The sequence below is a fragment of the Vibrio echinoideorum genome (genome assembly GCF_024347455.1).
GTDB lineage: Bacteria > Pseudomonadota > Gammaproteobacteria > Enterobacterales > Vibrionaceae > Vibrio > Vibrio echinoideorum.
Genome location: NZ_AP025484.1, coordinates 657321 through 671898, shown reverse-complemented (window position 1 = coordinate 671898; position 14578 = coordinate 657321). Strand labels below are relative to the sequence as shown.

The window sequence follows — 14578 nt, the reverse complement described above, 5'->3', positions numbered from 1 at the left end:
AGGCAATATGTCAGATTACACCAATATTGCTCATCCCTACGCCAAAGCATCGTTCGACTTTGCCTTGGGTGAAAACAAGTTGCAAGAGTGGCACTCAATGCTGTCGATTCTTGTGACTGTGGCAGAAGAAGAAACGATCGCTAAGCAGATTTCCTCAGCAGAAGGTGTTCGCACACAACAATCTGAAGAACTGGTCAATCTTATTATTCATGTTTGCCAAGGACTCGTTGATGACCATGTCATTAATCTCATTCGAGTATTGGCCGAGAATGGCCGTCTTTCAGTGATTAAAGAATTGTTTAACTTGTTCAGCGACCTAAAGGACGAACATGAACGTGTAATCCCTGTCACTGTCACCAGTTCAGAATTGCTTACACAAGATCAAGTTACATCACTCACTGCTGCACTTGAGAAGAAATTAGAGCGTCAGGTTGAAATGGAACAGGTTATTGATGACACGCTAGTTGGCGGGATTGTTATCAAGGCGGGTGAAACCGTCATCGATGGTTCATTAAACACATCAATTAACCGACTAGCTAATCAACTTCACGCGAGATAGGTATCAATTATGCAATTAAATTCAAATGAAATCAGCGATCTAATTAAAGATCGCATCGCGAAGTTTAATGTGAGCACCGAAGCTCGCAACGAAGGCACCATTGTATCGGTTCGTGACGGCATCATTACCATTAACGGCCTTGCGGATGTAATGCAAGGTGAAATGATCGAACTTCCAGGTGGCAAGTACGCCCTCGCGCTTAACCTAGATACCCACTCAGTAGGTGCGGTGGTTATGGGCCCCTACACTGACCTCTGTGAAGGTATGAAAGTAAAAGGTACAGGTCGTATCTTGGAAGTTCCAGTCGGTAACGGACTTCTTGGCCGTGTAGTGAACACATTAGGCGAGCCCATCGATGGCAAAGGCCCTGTGAGTTGTGACCGACTAGACCCTGTAGAAGTGATTGCACCAGGCGTAATCGAACGTAAGTCCGTCGATCAGCCCATTCAGACGGGTTACAAAGCAGTAGACACTATGGTGCCTATCGGTCGTGGTCAACGTGAACTGATCATCGGTGACCGTCAAACAGGTAAAACAGCGTTAGCTATCGATGCGATCATCAATCAAAAAGATTCTGGCATCAAATGTGTGTATGTAGCTATCGGTCAGAAAGCATCCACTATCGCAAACGTTGTTCGTAAACTCGAAGACCACGACGCACTTAAAAATACCATCGTCGTTGTGGCATCAGCATCAGAATCAGCAGCGCTTCAATACCTTGCTCCTTATGCTGGTTGCACTATGGGTGAATACTTCCGTGACCGCGGTGAAGATGCACTGATCATCTATGATGATCTATCAAAGCAAGCTGTTGCTTACCGTCAAATCTCATTGCTACTTAAACGCCCACCAGGTCGTGAAGCCTTCCCTGGCGACGTATTCTACCTCCACTCACGTCTATTAGAACGTGCGGCAAGAGTGAATGCGGAATATGTAGAGAAGTTCACGAACGGTGAAGTGAAAGGCCAAACAGGTTCATTGACGGCACTTCCTATCATTGAAACTCAAGCGGGTGACGTGTCGGCGTTTGTACCAACAAACGTAATCTCAATCACCGATGGACAGGTTTTCCTACAAACTCAACTATTCAATTCAGGCCTACGCCCTGCGGTAGACCCGGGTATCTCGGTATCTCGTGTGGGTGGTGCAGCGCAGTGCAAGATCATCAAGAAACTGTCTGGTGGTATTCGTACATCGTTAGCGCAATACCGTGAGTTAGCCGCATTTGCTCAGTTCTCTTCTGACCTAGACGACATGACTCGCAAGCAGCTTGATCATGGTGAGCGTGTAACTGAATTAATGAAGCAAAAGCAATACTCGCCGATGTCTGTCGCTGAGCAAGCAACGGTCATTTACGCAGCAGAAAAAGGTTATTTGGCTGACGTAGAGTTGAACAAAATTGCACGTTTTGAAGAAGAGCTGATTGCTTACGCAAAAGGTCAAAACCCAGAGTTGTTCGACACCATCAACGCTAACGGTGACTACAACGATGAAATCGATGGCGCCCTTGCAAAGCTTCTCGGTGACTTTGTAGCGTTGAAAGCTTGGTAAACGCTCCGGTTTGTTGGCTGGAAATCAAAACAAATTAGGAGCAGATAATGGCAAATACTAAAGAAATTCGCACCAAGATAGGCAGTGTTAGTAACACTCAGAAAATCACCAGTGCAATGGAGATGGTTGCGGCAAGTAAGATGCGTAAGGTTCAAGACAACATGACGCTAACGCGTCCATATGCCGAGAACATGCGCAAAGTTATCTCTCATGTCGCATCAGGGTCGCTGGAATACCAGCACCCCTATCTTCAACAGCGTGAACCAAAACGCGTTGCTTACATCATTATTTCGTCCGATCGAGGCTTATGTGGTGGCTTGAACTCGAACTTGTTCAAGAAAGTGTTAGAAGAAATGGAGATGTGGCGTAACAAAGGCGTTGAGGTAGAAACCACCTTAATTGGTTCTAAAGCTATCTCATTTTTCCAACGCAGCGGCAATGTTATCGCGCAAACGTCAGGCCTTGGTGACACGCCTAAATTAGAAGACATTTTAGGTACGGTTAACGCGATGCTAGGGCATTACGACGACGAAAAAATCGACAGTTTGTATCTCGTTTACAACCAGTTCATCAACACCATGGTTCAAGAACCGACAACCTTGCAGTTGCTACCCCACCCCTCAGATTCTGAGGCCGATGGAGGTGCTAAAAAAGCACGTCGTTGGGATTACATCTATGAACAAGCACCAAGAGACATCCTCTCTGAGCTGTTACATCGATACATTGAATCGCAAGTGTATCAAGGCATCGTAGAGAGCATTGCCTGTGAGCAAGCAGCCCGAATGGTGGCCATGAAAGCGGCAACCGATAACGCAGGCCAACTCATCGATGATTTGCAATTGGTATACAACAAAGCACGACAAGCTGCCATTACCCAAGAACTGAGTGAAATAGTCTCAGGCGCTCAAGCTGTCTAAGGGCAGAAAAGAGTGGGTCAAGAATAGAATTTGAGGATTTAGAGATGAGTGTTGGAAAAATAGTTAAAGTTATCGGCGCGGTGGTAGACGTCGAGTTCAGCGGCGGCAACAGCCCACGCGTTTATGATGCGTTGAAAGTGACTAGCGCGGAAGCAAGTTCGCTCGTATTAGAAGTTCAGCAACAGCTGGGTGGCAGTATCGTTCGTTGTATTGCAATGGGTACGTCAGATGGCTTGCGCCGTGGCCTAACTGTTGAAAACACAGGCTCTCCAATCACGGTTCCTGTGGGTGAAGAAACCTTAGGGCGTATCATGAACGTTCTTGGTCACCCTATTGATGAGTGTGGTGAAATCGGCCAAAAAGAAAGCTACGAAATTCACCGTGAAGCGCCCTCTTATGAAGAGCAAGCAAACAGCACTGAGCTTCTAGAAACAGGTGTTAAGGTTATCGACCTTATCTGTCCCTTCGCGAAGGGTGGTAAAATTGGTCTGTTCGGTGGTGCTGGCGTAGGTAAAACCGTCAACATGATGGAGCTTATCAATAACATCGCAAAAGCTCACTCCGGTCTTTCTGTATTTACGGGGGTAGGTGAACGTACTCGTGAAGGTAACGACTTCTACTTCGAAATGAAAGAAGCTGGCGTGCTAGACAAAGTTGCCATGGTTTATGGCCAAATGAACGAGCCACCAGGAAACCGTCTACGCGTTGCACTTACTGGTCTTACTATGGCTGAGCGCTTCCGTGATGAAGGTCGTGACGTACTGTTGTTCATTGATAACATTTACCGTTACACGCTTGCAGGAACCGAGGTTTCAGCACTGTTAGGTCGTATGCCTTCAGCAGTAGGTTACCAACCAACACTGGCTGAAGAGATGGGTGTGCTTCAAGAGCGTATCACTTCGACTAGACAAGGTTCGATCACGTCTATTCAAGCGGTATACGTACCTGCGGATGACTTGACTGACCCATCGCCAGCAACAACCTTTGCTCACTTGGATGCAACCGTTGTACTGTCTCGTAATATCGCTGCATTAGGCCTCTACCCTGCAATCGACCCATTGGATTCAACATCTCGCCAATTGGATCCCCTCGTGGTTGGCCAAGAGCACTACGACATTGCACAAAAAGTACAAACAACGCTGCAACGCTACAAAGAGCTAAAAGACATCATCGCGATTCTTGGTATGGATGAGCTATCGACTGAAGACAAGCAGACAGTATCTCGCGCTCGTAAGATTGAACGTTTCTTAACTCAGCCTTATCACGTAGCCGAAGTGTTTACTGGTCAGAAAGGTGTTTTTGTACCGCTAAGTGAAACACTGAGGGGCTTTAAAGGCCTGCTAGGCGGCGAATACGACGATATCCCAGAGCAAGCATTCTTGTACTGTGGCTCTATCGACGAAGTGCTTAACAAAGCAAAATCACTTTAAAAAGGTAGGTGCATCATGGCTATCGGAGTTACAGACAATACATTTCAACTTAATATCGTAAGTGCGGAAGGTACACTGTTTTCAGGACCGGCCTATGCCCTAGCCGTTTCTGGCGCTGACGGTGAGCTGGGGATTCGCCCAGGTCACTCCCCGCTTCTAAGTAAAATAAAGCCGGGTGTGACGGTGTTTGTCACAGACCCTAAATCAGAGGGACAAGTGCTGTATGTCTCTGGTGGCATGCTTGAAGTTCAGCCCGATGTGGTCACGGTGTTAGCCGATACGGCCTTGCACGGTAAAGACATTGACCGCGCACGCGCAGAAGAAGCGAAATATGCGGCACTAGAGAATATCAACAAGGGCAATGTCGACATTAACTTTGCACAAGCTCAGCTTGAGCTGGCGAAAGCCGTTGCTCAGCTTCGTGCATCAGAACTGACGTCTTCTCGCACTCGACACTAGACATCAAAAGACAGTCCTCATTGCGTACTCTGCTGGATTCGGCATCTGTGTAATTAACTGCTGATATGTAAATAGTCTACCCACTTAAAAACAGTTTAAGTGGGTAGACTACATCCGATGTTATCGACTCAAACTCTTCCCTTCTTTCACCTTATCCACCCGTATTATCCACCTGCATATTAAAAATCACTTCTCTGCAAAACGCGCTTGGTGCGGATCAAGCTCATGACCAAGAGGCTGTGTGAGTGAATGATATAACTCTGGCTTACGACCACGAATCCAGCGTCTGCCAGTACACATATCTAACTCCTCTGCTTTTAGCTCTGCAACCACCATATCGTTATCTACGCTGTGAGTCTCTGTGATGATTTCACCATAAGGACTCAGGATCATCGCATTGCCTGTTCTTACCTCATCCATATCAACGCCGACACCATTACTAAACATCACAAACATGCCATTGTCGTGCGCTCTTGCAGGCAACCATCGCATTAACCACTCGCGGCCATTCTTGCCCTGCATTTCAGCACGAATAGCATCTGGGTTTTCATCTCGGTTAAACCATAACTCTGGGTCAATTCGCTTCATCGCATTCGGGCTACGTGAATGACAACCGCCCGTTTGGTGTGGCGCGATCAGAATATCAGCCCCTTTCAAAGCGGTGATTCGTACGTTCTCGACCAAGTTGTTATCCCAACAAATCAAGATACCGACTTTGCAGCCATGTGGCGTATCGAACACCGTGTATTGGTCGCCGCTGCTCATGTGAGAGCTAACAAAGGTGTGCAGTTTACGATGTTTCTGAACTTCTCCATTTGGCATGGCAAATACGTAGGTGTTGTATAACTCGCCATCAGTACCCTGCTCTATCAAGCCCGCGCCAACACTCATTCCAAATTGCGTTGCCAACGAAACTAGTTTTTGAGTCGATTCGCCTCTCGGTACGGGCTCCGCTAGCGCTTCTATATCATCTCTCGACAAAACAGACACATGCCAATAACCGGTGATACACATCTCTGGGAAACTGATGATCTCTATACCACTGTTCGCAGCCTGTTGAACGTATTGCTCTATAACCGACAAGTTATACGCCTTATCACCTGCGTGGTGGTTAAATTGAACCGACGCTACTTTGATGTCTTTCTTCATGATTCGTCCTCAAGCTTCGCTCTATCTGATTGGTATGAACCCAGTATAAAAAATCGATTCAATTCCATATAATGAAAGATATTCTTAGTTCAATGAGCATTTGGAATGGAATTTGATTTACTAAAGGCATTTTGTCAGTTGGAAAAATCGGGTAATTACCGTTTGGCGTCGGAGCAGCTATACATCACTCAATCAGCCCTCACTAAAAAGATTCAACGACTTGAATCCAACATTGGGGCGTCTCTGTTTTCTCGTGGTAGGAATGGCGCAAAGCTCACACTCGCGGGCAAAACGTTACTGGCAGAAGCCCAACGTTTGGTTCATTCAATGCAGGCGTTTGAACAACTGTCAGGCTCAGTGGTAAAAGGGACTCAGGGACATTTGAACATTGGCTTTGGCGTTTCCACTTATCATGAAGCACCCAAGCTTATTGCGGCTTATAAACAGCGATATCCAGACGTTCATGTCACTTTAAATGACACACCTTCTAAGCAGCAGACGGATGAGTTATTGAGCCATGATCTCGATATCAGCTTCAATCGGATACCAGAATCATCGAATTTAGAAAGCCTAACGCTTTTCAATGAGTCGCTTGTGGTCGCGATACACAAAGATCTTCTCAAGCAAGCTCCCGAGTTGAGTTCTAACCCAAATCAGGCAATATCTGAACTATCGAAATGGCCTTATCTAAAGCTCGCCCAACATCGTGGCCCCGGACTAGACAAGCAGATCCAACAATATTGCCTCGCCAATAATATCGACCTATCCAAGGCACAAGAAGCCGATGATATTCTCACCCTACTTGCCTTGGTTTCTGCCAATATCGGTTTCACCATTGTACCCAGCAGTGCGCAGTTCATTAGTAATACCGATGTGGAATTCATTGCGTTAGAAGGTGAATACGCCACTTGGCCAGTCGGCCTGATATGGAATGGAAATAGCGAAAATCCACTCAGGGATCGATTTGTAGAGTTTGTTGTCGAACAGAAAGAAAGCTAATCGTTAGTTGGCAAAGGTTTTCATGTTTAAGTCGAGTGACAAGACACTCTACTTAAACATGAAAACCTGCTTCTACCGTTAACTATAAAGATTCAGGCAGACTTGCTTCGAACCAGCTACAAATATGACGAGCGACAACCTTAGGCTGTTCCATTGTCGATAGATGGCCACAATTAGGAATGACGTGAAGCGATACCTGTTTAATGTGTTTTGCCATTAACAGGTGATTATCGATTGGGCATAACAGGTCATCTTTCCCAGTAATGATCAGCGTCGGAACCTGAATATCGGCCAACAATGGTCTAGCATCAGGACGAGTCGCCAACGCCTGAGCGTGAGCCTCAAACCTTTCCATGCCGATATTAGTCGCCATTTTAGTGATTCGCTGAGTCAGTTCTTGATTCGCTAACTGGTTCGGGTGGATAAGAAGTGGCATCAAAATATCAGGTGTTATCGACTCAAACTCCCCGGCTTTTGCCTTATCGACCAGAGCATTTCTTTTTTCAGAAACCTCCGATTTTTCATCGGCGGCATTAGTATCCATTAAGATCAAGCCTTTCAGCCGCTCAGGTCCTTGTCTAAACACTTCAAACGCTAGAATTCCCCCCATGGATAATCCACCGAGAACAAAGCTTTCAGGGGCATTTTCTAAGATCTTACTTGCCAAAGCTTGCATGGATGTTTGCGTTCCTAAGTCACAAGTAAAAGGAGCCACCCAGTTGGGCAGCTCTTTATTCACGTCTTGGAACAACGTTTCATCACACAACAAACCAGGTAGCCATAACAGTGGTACTTCTGGTTTCATCATTCGTTATCCTACAAAGCTTGTGGCTGGTCAGAACCAAGAACGACGTAAGTAAAGCTAGTACCACGTAGGTTTTCAAGGCTGTATGACGCACCATCTGGCACACTGAACACATCACCAGTGGTCAGGACGACTTGCGCCTGCTCACCGTCTTGAACGATGTTTAACAACGTATCACCTTCGAAGTTAATCAGTACCTGCTTTTCACTGCGTTTGTGTACTGGGATGCTCTCACCCTCAGTAAGTTCATAAGCCATGATACTCACGTCATCTACACTTTTAACTTGGAAGTCATAGCCAGATGATGGGTGTCCTGTTAACGCAAACTGCTTAACGCCAGGCTTGTCAAAATCACCCGACACTTCTCGGTAATCCTTTTTCAGCGCAACAAACGGCATCATCTGTTCAGCGGTGTAAGTATCAAATTGGCTCAACTCTTCTTCTGTTAACAATGGCATCAGATCAGATTGATTTGGAACGGCATCACCGTCGATGGTATCAACCAATGTTCCGTCTGCTTTCAGGTACAAACCGTAACCTTGGCTATCCGAAATCACACTTGGGTGCCAAACCACGCCACCACCGGAGTTATCACCACCTAACACAGAATACATAAAGCCGTAATCGCGCCCTACCACCTCAAAGCCTCTGAAAAGGTTAGTAGGAATAGAGATAACATCACCATGTGACAACACAGCTTCATTTTCACCCTCATTGCCCCAATAAAATCTGAACTGACCTTTGAAGACAACGAATAGCTCTGCGGTATGGTGTGAATGCAGAGAGTTCTTGATACCCGGAGGCTGACCAGCTGCACCGATGTTAAAACCAGCCGTTTCACGAATATGAACATGCTGACGACTGCTTTCTGCGACTCCTGCGCCAATAATGCAGAAGTTATCTTTTAGATCGCAGCCTGGAGTGCGCGCATCGATGAATGCACTAGTACCGGGAATCAGTTCCATGTAGCGGACTAAATTGTTATTAATTTTATGTTGTAGGGTCATTCTAAATTCCTTCTTACCTAACCTGCCACTCTAGTTAGTTACCCCAAAGCGCTGATGTTAGGTGTGTAAGCCGCGAACCGCAGCTTTACATTAATTACCTAACGGCCTGCCACCATCCACTGCAATGGTGTTTCCGGTTGAAAATGTCAGTAGTTCTGCCGCTGCATAAACGGCATTCGCAACCTCGAGATCACTCGCCAATCGTTTTAGCGGTGTTGATTGCTCTTGCGCGTTACGCCATTCATCATCAAGACCTTTGACAAATTCGGTGTCCACTAGGCCTGGAGCCACTGCCAGTACTCGAATATCAGGAGACAAGGCACGCGCTAAAGATCGCGTCATATTCTCAACTGCAGACTTACTCGCGCAGTAAGCCACGTTACTGCCCATTGCCGTTTGTGCCGCAATTGAAGTGATGTTCACCACGCAACCTTTAGCGCTACGTAGTAAAGATTCGAATGCACGTATCATTGCGAATGGGGCTCGCACGTTTACACGGAAGATTTTATCTATCAGCTCATCATTGAGTGACTCTAAATCACTGTGCGCGACAAACTTGGTCATGCCAGCACAGTTCACTAACAAGTCTAAAGACGTTGACGACTCTTTCACTTGTTCGGCTAACGCACCAATTGCGGAACTGTCTTCAACATTCAGCTGATACATAGCGTGGCCTGAGCCTTCCAAGGTATCTAAGATCGTTTGAGCTGCGCTTTCGTTGCTGTTGTAGGTAAACACAACACGGTAGCCAGATTGCGCGAGCTTGTGACATATGGCGGCACCAATACCGCCACTGCCGCCTGTAACTAAGGCGAGTTTCGTCATGTTATGCCTCTACCAATTTTTCTTTGTAACGACGAACACGGATATCGGCTTGCTCTTTATGGCCAGCGAAACCTTCTAATGCACATAATCGAGAGCAGTATTCACCGACTTTCAACGAGGCTGATTCCGTTACGCGCTGGTAAGTACATGTTTTAATGAATTTACCGACCCAAAGACCGCCCGTGTAACGTGCTGCTTTATTCGTTGGCAAAGTGTGGTTAGTTCCGATGCATTTATCACCGTAAGAAACATTGGTCTCACGACCTAAGAACAACGCACCGTAGTTCGTCATGTTGTCTAAGAAGTACTTAGGATCTTTTGTCATGACTTGTACGTGCTCAGAAGCAAGATCATCGGCTACTTCAACCATCTCTTCATAGCTGTCACACAGGATAACTTGTCCGTAATTTTCCCAAGCCTTACCTGCAATTTCAGCAGTAGAAAGAATAGTCAGCTGACGCTCAACTTCTTTTACTGTCTCTTTTGCAAATGTTTCACTGTTAGTCAAAAGAACAGCTGGAGAGTTATAACCGTGCTCAGCCTGACCCAATAGATCCGCTGCTGCTAATTCAGGGTCACAACCTTCTTCATCAGCAATAACCAACGTTTCTGTTGGGCCAGCAAACAAATCGATACCAACACGACCGAACAGTTGGCGCTTTGCTTCTGCGACAAAAGCATTACCGGGACCAACAATCATATCGACTCGAGCAATCGTCTCGGTACCAAGAGCCATCGCACCAACCGCTTGAACACCACCGAAGCAGTAAATCTCATCCGCACCCGCCATTGCCATTGCTGCAACAATCGCTACGTTTGGCTGGCCATTAAAAGGAGGAGCGCAAGCAATAACACGTTTAACACCTGCAACTTTTGCAGTAAGAACACTCATGTGCGCAGAGGCCACCAATGGGTATTTACCACCTGGGATGTAACAACCAACACTGTTTACCGGAACATTTTTGTGCCCTAGTACCACACCTGGCATCGTTTCAACTTCAACATCGTGCATTGAGTCACGTTGGATCTGTGCGAAGTTACGTACTTGCGCTTGTGCGAATTCAATATCGTGCTTGGTTGATTCATCCAGTGCGTCCACACATGCTTGAATTTGCTCATCTGTTAAACGAAACTGCTCCGGAGACCAGTTATCAAATTTCTCTGAAAGTTCACGAACTGCACTGTCACCTTTCTTTTCTATGTCAGAAAGAATGTTTTCAACCGTTTGACGTACTTGCGCGTTGTTTGATGCCGATGCTTCTTCAGTGATGCCGTGTTTTAGAATGCGAGCCATGCGTAATTCTCCTTGTGGCGTATGCCGAGTGTTTGTTAATTGTTATTAATTTCAGAAGTTATTTTTTGTTTTTGTATGCTTTTGGATACGAATGCAAAATAAACATAAACATTTCTTTAACACTTGGCAAATCACTATTTAACATGAGCAGATAATTACCAACTAATTGTTTTTACAAATAAAAATCATGAAAAGCAACTAAATCAGTAGATGAAGAGTTTGAAAAACAATTAATTAATGCAGTATTGATCACATTGTTTTTACTCTTTTTTTACAACAACACATGTTAAGTTTTGCATACCTTTGCAATGGAGAGAAAAACCAAATGGATAACTTCAAAGACATACTGAGCAACACAGACCAACTCGGAACGTTCGTCAAAACACCCCACCCACACATCATTGAGGTGCTTGCATTAGCTGAGCTTCCTTTTATTGTTTTGGACGCTGAGCACGCGCCGTTTGATCGAGCGTCATTGGATAGCTGTATTCTTGCCGCTCGCGCCAATCAACTGCCCTGCATCGTTCGAGTTCAAGATAGCCAGCCATCAACCTTATTGAACGCTTTAGATTGTGGTGCGACGGGTATTCAAATCCCTCACGTGTGCAGTGCTGAACAAGCTGAAAAGTTGGTAAAAATGTCTCATTACGGTGAAGGAGGTCGCGGCTATGCTGGATCGAGTCGCGCTGCAAATTACGCAACGAAATCGATGGCTAACCACCTAAAAGACAGTAAGAAAAACACGGTGGTGATCGCCCAAATTGAAGACCCAGAAGGCGTAATCAATATCGATACCATTGCCGCTGTTGACGGTATTGATGCCCTGTTCATTGGCCAAGTAGACTTAGCCGTATCTTATGGCGCTGAGAGCGTAAATGACGAATGTGTGCGGGAAGCGAGCATAAAAATAATCAAAGCAGGTCAACAAGTTAACAAACCTGTAGGTATGTTTGTTGCGAATGCTCAAGCGGCTCGCAACTGGAAAGAGCTTGGAGTCAGTTTCTTTTGTGTGGGCTCTGAACACAAAATGATCATTGATGGCTTTCGAAATGAGCAAAGCGTCATGAATTCATAAATTTTCGTTGTGATTTCAAATGTTACACGTATTGTAATTATCAAACCGAGCTCATTTAGTATCGTGTTGCGCTTGGATTTATCGCGATATAAGGAGATTCCCCATAAAAGCGAAAGTTACCTCTATTGATGTCGCCAAAATGCTCGGCGTTTCTCAATCTACCGTTTCTAGGGCATTTAGCCCAACCGCAAGTATTAGCGAAAAGAAACGCAAAATGGTTATGGATGCTGCAACCAAACTTGGTTACACACCGAATGCCATCGCTCGTGGGCTCATTTCCAATCGCTCAGGACTGGTCGCAATCGCACTTGATAGCGAGTCGAACCCAATGTACGACTTGCAATCGCGTGCACTTGCGATGGAAATTCAAAAGCGTGGCGGTCAAGTTGTTCTTTGCCCTATCGACAAAGATGACTTAGATCTCGCCATCTCACGAGCGATTGAGTACCAAGTTGATGGTTTAATCATCGCCACCAGCCGACTGACTTCACGTGCGTTTGCACAATGTGAGAAGTTTGGCGTTCACTTGAGCCTAATTAACCGATATACCGAAGGCATCAACGCGAATAGCGCTGGCTTAGATAACCAAAAAGCAGGCATGCAAGCCGCAGACTACTTACTTGATAAAGACTATAAACAATTAGCTTACGTGAGTGGTGATGCCGGATCGATGACCAGTGACAAGCGTTGGTTAGGCTTTGCTGAAACCGTGAAATCACGTGAGGCAGCTTCACCTATCTTCATCAATTCCAAGTACAGTTTTGAAGCAGGATTAGAAGCGGCCAAAGAGTTGATAGAACACACGTCAAAACCTGACGCAGTCTTCTGTGCCAATGATATCCTCGCGATGGGCGTCATGGATGGCCTAAGACAATTAGGCTTTAATATCCCTAGGGACTTTGCTGTTATGGGTGTCGACGATATCCCAATGGCATCATGGCCTAGCTATGATCTCACCACCATTGCACAACCAATCGATAAAATTGTTCAGAGTGCCGTTGAAGACTTAATGCAACGTATTAATGAAAATGCGGATGCCGAAGGTACATATCTATTGGAACCCGGCATCATTATCGAACGCGGTAGTACATCATAAGGTTCTTAAAGGGTTTAGCTGACATCGCTTAAACCCTACCTTGTTAAATTTTCGATGTTCTCCTCATCAATAAATCTAAATAAAATAGAGTAGAAGCCCTAATCTCATATTAGGGCTTCTTTCTGTGACCTCGCCTAAAATTTCGTCGATTCGAATTAACTTCTTTATCACTTTTATGGATTTGTTATTGACTTGTTAGCTGTGTGTTTATATTTTGGATTCGTATGCAAAATAAGGATATGAAGTGCGGAATAAAAAACCCACTGACCAACATGACTCTAATGAATGCACATAAAAAGTCATGTGATGAACAAGGAAGAACAATGAAACGCGCAATCTTTACCTCGATTACTGCCCTCGGCTTAACCCTATCTAGTATGAATACGTTTGCAAGCAACGTCATTCGCCTTGCTCACGATAGCCAAGAAACATCACCAGTGCACAAGGCGATGCTGCACTTTGAAAAAGAGCTTGAAGCTCGCTCGAATGGCGAACTTGAAGTGGAGATCTACCCCGCTCGACAACTCGGTGACGTTCGTGAAACGACAGAACTCGTACAACAAGGCAATTTACAGATGACTTTTGGGGCATCGGTGTTGCTTTCACCTTACGTGCCTGAGTTTAACGTGCTTGATGTGTTCTATCTTTTTGAAGATGAAGAGCAAGCACACAAGGCATTAGACAGTGACAAAATTGGCAAACCACTGCTCACGTCAATGGAATCAAAAGGATTCCACGGCTTAGGTTTCATGGAAGTTGGCTTTCGTAGCATCACAAACAACAAGCAACCTATCGAAAGTATTGAAGATCTTAACAGCTTAAAGATTCGTTCAGCGTCAAACCCAACTCAAATCAGTGCATGGAAATCAGTAGGCACAGCACCTACTCCACTCTCTTGGGGCGAGATCTTTACTTCTCTGCAACAAGGTTTAATCAATTCGCAAGAGAGTGCGGTTTACTCTATCTACGCCGAACGCTTTTACGAAGCACAAGAGTACCTATCGCTCACCAATCATATCTACACCAACTACGTGTTATTCATGAATAAAGAGTTTTGGGACTCTCTACCAAGTGACCAACAAGCGCTAATCAACCAAGTCAGCCAAGAAACAATTGCTAAGCAACGTGAATTGGCCGCTAAGCAAAATCAGGAAGTCATTAAAGAGCTTGAGGCCAAAGGCATGACAGTGAATGTGGTACCTACTGACGTTCGTGCTCAGATGAAAGAAAAAATGAATGCCGCCGTGTATCAAGAACTACGCAGCAAAACAGGTGAAGAGCTATTCGACAGCGTGATTACCGAGATAGAACATCTATAAATCACGCGCGTCTCGCATCATCTAGTACCTGTCACCGACAATTAACTTTTAACGATCTGCGAATCGTTAGCTCAGGCCTTAAGGGTATTCTAT

Annotated in this window: 14 protein-coding genes; 9 read left to right on the top strand and 5 right to left on the bottom strand. The window is 45.4% G+C overall.

The annotated features are described in order from the left end of the window. The first annotated feature begins 7 nt into the window (after nucleotides 1-7). The 5 genes from OCV36_RS19360 to OCV36_RS19340 are packed head-to-tail and all read left to right on the top strand — an operon-like array spanning nucleotide 8 to nucleotide 4916. Nucleotides 8-559 (top strand): F0F1 ATP synthase subunit delta, encoded by a 552-nt coding sequence (locus tag OCV36_RS19360; RefSeq protein ID WP_135456816.1) that lies wholly within the window; start codon nucleotides 8-10, stop codon nucleotides 557-559. Between the two features lie 9 nt (nucleotides 560-568). Next, nucleotides 569-2110, top strand: a complete 1542-nt coding sequence (atpA, locus tag OCV36_RS19355; protein ID WP_102553420.1) for a F0F1 ATP synthase subunit alpha — start codon at nucleotides 569-571, stop codon at nucleotides 2108-2110. 47 nt (nucleotides 2111-2157) lie between these two features. Next, nucleotides 2158-3027, top strand: coding sequence for a F0F1 ATP synthase subunit gamma (gene atpG / locus OCV36_RS19350; RefSeq protein ID WP_017074013.1), 870 nt, complete (start codon nucleotides 2158-2160; stop codon nucleotides 3025-3027). 44 nt (nucleotides 3028-3071) lie between these two features. Continuing rightward, the gene (gene atpD, locus OCV36_RS19345; RefSeq protein ID WP_017074014.1) at nucleotides 3072-4457 is read left to right on the top strand and encodes a F0F1 ATP synthase subunit beta; all 1386 of its coding nucleotides are present in this window, start codon (nucleotides 3072-3074) and stop codon (nucleotides 4455-4457) included. A 15-nt stretch (nucleotides 4458-4472) separates the two neighbouring features. Continuing rightward, the gene (locus tag OCV36_RS19340; RefSeq protein WP_017074015.1) at nucleotides 4473-4916 is read left to right on the top strand and encodes a F0F1 ATP synthase subunit epsilon; all 444 of its coding nucleotides are present in this window, start codon (nucleotides 4473-4475) and stop codon (nucleotides 4914-4916) included. Nucleotides 4917-5102: 186 nt separating this feature from the next. Here OCV36_RS19340 and OCV36_RS19335 read toward each other — a convergent pair whose 3' ends face one another. Next, complete coding sequence (locus OCV36_RS19335) at nucleotides 5103-6065, bottom strand: nitrilase family protein (protein WP_135456814.1); 963 nt, start codon at nucleotides 6063-6065, stop codon at nucleotides 5103-5105. Between the two features lie 105 nt (nucleotides 6066-6170). Here OCV36_RS19335 and OCV36_RS19330 point away from each other — a divergent pair, with 105 nt between their 5' ends. Continuing rightward, on the top strand, nucleotides 6171-7064 hold the full coding sequence (locus tag OCV36_RS19330; RefSeq protein WP_135456812.1) for a LysR family transcriptional regulator: 894 nt from the start codon (nucleotides 6171-6173) through the stop codon (nucleotides 7062-7064). An 82-nt stretch (nucleotides 7065-7146) separates the two neighbouring features. Here the strand turns inward: OCV36_RS19330 and OCV36_RS19325 are convergent, their stop codons facing one another. The 4 genes from OCV36_RS19325 to hisD form a co-directional block, all read right to left on the bottom strand. Then, on the bottom strand, nucleotides 7147-7869 hold the full coding sequence (locus tag OCV36_RS19325; RefSeq protein ID WP_390903451.1) for an alpha/beta fold hydrolase: 723 nt from the start codon (nucleotides 7867-7869) through the stop codon (nucleotides 7147-7149). Between the two features lie 11 nt (nucleotides 7870-7880). After that, nucleotides 7881-8876, bottom strand: coding sequence for a cupin domain-containing protein (locus OCV36_RS19320; RefSeq protein ID WP_135456808.1), 996 nt, complete (start codon nucleotides 8874-8876; stop codon nucleotides 7881-7883). 90 nt (nucleotides 8877-8966) lie between these two features. Further along, on the bottom strand, nucleotides 8967-9701 hold the full coding sequence (locus tag OCV36_RS19315; RefSeq protein ID WP_135456806.1) for an SDR family NAD(P)-dependent oxidoreductase: 735 nt from the start codon (nucleotides 9699-9701) through the stop codon (nucleotides 8967-8969). Between the two features lies 1 nt (nucleotide 9702). Further along, on the bottom strand, nucleotides 9703-10995 hold the full coding sequence (gene hisD / locus OCV36_RS19310; RefSeq protein WP_135456804.1) for a histidinol dehydrogenase: 1293 nt from the start codon (nucleotides 10993-10995) through the stop codon (nucleotides 9703-9705). Nucleotides 10996-11320: 325 nt separating this feature from the next. On the opposite strand from hisD, the gene OCV36_RS19305 reads away from it, so the two are divergent. The 3 genes from OCV36_RS19305 to OCV36_RS19295 all read left to right on the top strand — a co-directional run bounded on the left by OCV36_RS19305 (nucleotide 11321) and on the right by OCV36_RS19295 (nucleotide 14485). After that, a complete protein-coding gene (locus tag OCV36_RS19305) occupies nucleotides 11321-12070 on the top strand; it encodes an HpcH/HpaI aldolase family protein (RefSeq protein WP_135456802.1) in 750 nt (249 codons plus the stop codon). A gap of 139 nt (nucleotides 12071-12209) precedes the next feature. Beyond that, nucleotides 12210-13166, top strand: a complete 957-nt coding sequence (locus OCV36_RS19300; RefSeq protein ID WP_135456800.1) for a LacI family DNA-binding transcriptional regulator — start codon at nucleotides 12210-12212, stop codon at nucleotides 13164-13166. Between the two features lie 323 nt (nucleotides 13167-13489). Further along, nucleotides 13490-14485 carry a TRAP transporter substrate-binding protein gene (locus OCV36_RS19295; RefSeq protein WP_135456799.1) on the top strand — a complete coding sequence of 332 codons (996 nt, stop codon included), beginning with the start codon at nucleotides 13490-13492 and terminating at the stop codon, nucleotides 14483-14485. The last annotated feature ends 93 nt before the right edge of the window (nucleotides 14486-14578 follow it).

Bases quoted from the DNA above. Each gene is read 5' to 3' on its own strand.
- OCV36_RS19320 (WP_135456808.1), bottom strand. From the start codon at position 8,876: ATGACCCTACAACATAAAATTAATAACAATTTAGTCCGCTACATGGAA.
- atpD (WP_017074014.1), top strand. From the start codon at position 3,072: ATGAGTGTTGGAAAAATAGTTAAAGTTATCGGCGCGGTGGTAGACGTC.
- OCV36_RS19315 (WP_135456806.1), bottom strand. From the start codon at position 9,701: ATGACGAAACTCGCCTTAGTTACAGGCGGCAGTGGCGGTATTGGTGCC.
- OCV36_RS19295 (WP_135456799.1), top strand. From the start codon at position 13,490: ATGAAACGCGCAATCTTTACCTCGATTACTGCCCTCGGCTTAACCCTA.
- OCV36_RS19360 (WP_135456816.1), top strand. From the start codon at position 8: ATGTCAGATTACACCAATATTGCTCATCCCTACGCCAAAGCATCGTTC.
- atpG (WP_017074013.1), top strand. From the start codon at position 2,158: ATGGCAAATACTAAAGAAATTCGCACCAAGATAGGCAGTGTTAGTAAC.
- OCV36_RS19325 (WP_390903451.1), bottom strand. From the start codon at position 7,869: ATGAAACCAGAAGTACCACTGTTATGGCTACCTGGTTTGTTGTGTGAT.
- atpA (WP_102553420.1), top strand. From the start codon at position 569: ATGCAATTAAATTCAAATGAAATCAGCGATCTAATTAAAGATCGCATC.
- OCV36_RS19340 (WP_017074015.1), top strand. From the start codon at position 4,473: ATGGCTATCGGAGTTACAGACAATACATTTCAACTTAATATCGTAAGT.
- OCV36_RS19305 (WP_135456802.1), top strand. From the start codon at position 11,321: ATGGATAACTTCAAAGACATACTGAGCAACACAGACCAACTCGGAACG.
- OCV36_RS19330 (WP_135456812.1), top strand. From the start codon at position 6,171: ATGGAATTTGATTTACTAAAGGCATTTTGTCAGTTGGAAAAATCGGGT.
- hisD (WP_135456804.1), bottom strand. From the start codon at position 10,995: ATGGCTCGCATTCTAAAACACGGCATCACTGAAGAAGCATCGGCATCA.
- OCV36_RS19300 (WP_135456800.1), top strand. From the start codon at position 12,210: ATGCTCGGCGTTTCTCAATCTACCGTTTCTAGGGCATTTAGCCCAACC.
- OCV36_RS19335 (WP_135456814.1), bottom strand. From the start codon at position 6,065: ATGAAGAAAGACATCAAAGTAGCGTCGGTTCAATTTAACCACCACGCA.